This window comes from Vibrio sp. 10N.222.48.A3 (assembly GCF_041475345.1).
In the GTDB taxonomy this organism is placed as follows: domain Bacteria; phylum Pseudomonadota; class Gammaproteobacteria; order Enterobacterales; family Vibrionaceae; genus Vibrio; species Vibrio tasmaniensis_A.
Window position 1 is genome coordinate 1 of sequence record NZ_JBFRVX010000983.1, and the last position, 2,019, is coordinate 2,019.

Genomic DNA, 2,019 nt, shown 5'->3' on the forward strand with positions numbered 1-2,019 from the left:
AACGCTAAAGCCGGGGTTAATATCGGCATCAATCAAGTTTAATGGTATGACTCTCGTGATGCCGATTGATGTGCGAGCAGAACATACGGGTGTTGTGTTTCAGGTTGAGGCTCCAATGGTATTTAACCTTGAGAAGCCCAACCCTAAGCATTTATATCAGTTAGAAGTGGAACTCGATGGGCAAAAAGAGAGTTCTTTCGTAGCCTTGAATCCAGCCTCTTGCGTGAGTAACTTTTTGCGTAACTAGCGGTTATTCAATTAGCCCGTTACGTAATGAATCAATTTGCTCACTCGCTTGTCATCTAATGAACTGCCGACGCTAACCCTATTTCAAAAACACATTATAGCGTTTTGGCCATGACAACCTCACAAGCGTCATGGCCTGTTTCTCCCCAAGCTGAATCAAGGTGTTCAAAGCCCAATTTTTCGTAAAGTTTAACGGCGGCATTAAGGCATTCGGTCGTTTCTAGATACATATGTTGATAACCCAGTTCCTTAGCTTTCTCCATCGACATATTAACCAACTTCTTCGCTAAGCCTTTGCCTCTGGTTTCTGGCAAGAAGTACATTTTTTGCAGTTCGCAGACTTCTGGCATACCGGCTAGTGGTGCAAATCCACCACCACCGACAACCTTTCCATCAAGTTCAATCACCCAATACTGAGATCTTTCATTGTTATAAACACTGAACATGTCTTCTAAGGTGGGATCGGCCACACCATAACCTTTATCTTCAGTTAGCCCGTTCTCATAAGAGACTTGGCGAATTACATTGGCCACTACGGTGTTGTCTTGCTGTTGTAGGGGACGAACCACCACACCGCTTGAAGCGTGGCTTTGTTGCAGTGCTTTAAGGTAGTGCTTAATTCCCCCCGAAACTTGTTGAGTTTCCGCTTCCGTTAAACGCTCAAGTACCGAGTCATAAAACTGATTCTGTTGACTGTGAAGTTGGGTAAGAGTGTTTATCCCTTGTTCTGTAACTGAAGCAACAACACTGCGCTTATCGTTGGGGTGTGGCGAGGTTTGAATTAACGAGTTCTTCGCTAGATTGTTGACTGCTCTACTGGCGTTGGACTTATCAATATTGAGCTTATCCGCTAATTGATTCACGGTTAATGGCTGCTGCTCTAGTTCGATAAGCGTATGCGCTTGAATCGGAGGTAGGGCAATATCACCACAATCTTTGTCGAGCATTCCGAGCTGTCGAACGAGCTGACGTGATAATTCTCTAAGTTGTGCTGAAGTCATGTTGCCTCTCAATATGGTTGCGATGTACAACTACAATTTAATTGCGCGCCGCAACTATGTCAACAATAAACTCTCTAGGTTAAGCGTGTTGGTGCAAACAAAACTGTGGCTGTGTTGTTTGGCTTTCTGCCTTTCGTAGCCAAACTTTCTCATGGAAGTAGTAAGCCACGGTATTCAAAGCGGGTTCTAACGTTGCCATCACACCACCAACAAAGGCATCGCCAGTCAATAAGTAGACAACGGTAAAGGCAACACTAAAGTGGATAGTAGCGAAGCTTGCTGTTTTTAATTTAGTCATCCACTGACGAGCTTTAAGCGCTGGAACTTGAGCCCAAGCCTTTTCATGAAAATAGAAGGCGACGGTATTCACAGAAGGCTCAATCATAGCGATTAAGCTACCAATTAAGATATCGCCCGTTAGTACATAAGCGACACTAAATGCGATAGTAAAATGTAATGCGGCAAAGGTTAGTGTCTTTTTCATGATAATTACTCAGTCGTTGTGTTGTTTCGATAGAACTATTATTGAGAATTATTATCATTAAATCTAATGGGAAGGAGAGATTAATTTGATAGATGAAACCTATCAATAAATAAGTGACTGACGATAAGACTTGGAGTGAGAGGCATAAAAAAAGGTTGGTCACGAAGACCAACCTTTCTATTTAGAGCGAGAAGTTCGAAGTCTTCTCGTTCACTCACCTTTAAAGCGCAGCAATAGTCGCTTTTTGCTCTTCTAGCTTAACAAGAGTTTCTTGGTAGCCTTCAAGCT

2 protein-coding genes and 1 pseudogene are annotated in these 2,019 nt (G+C 42.9%); 1 reads left to right on the forward strand and 2 read right to left on the reverse strand.

The genetic code is table 11. The features are described 5' to 3' along the window. Window positions 1-247 (forward strand): annotated as a pseudogene (locus tag AB4653_RS22745) (hypothetical protein); the annotation flags it as partial. Between the two features lie 94 nt (window positions 248-341). On the opposite strand, the gene AB4653_RS22750 reads toward AB4653_RS22745, so the two are convergent. Beyond that, window positions 342-1,247, reverse strand: coding sequence for a bifunctional helix-turn-helix transcriptional regulator/GNAT family N-acetyltransferase (locus AB4653_RS22750; RefSeq protein WP_102257864.1), 906 nt, complete (start codon window positions 1,245-1,247; stop codon window positions 342-344). A 79-nt stretch (window positions 1,248-1,326) separates the two neighbouring features. Continuing rightward, complete coding sequence (locus AB4653_RS22755; protein WP_009847723.1) at window positions 1,327-1,731, reverse strand: DUF2061 domain-containing protein; 405 nt, start codon at window positions 1,729-1,731, stop codon at window positions 1,327-1,329. Window positions 1,732-2,019: the final 288 nt, after the last annotated feature.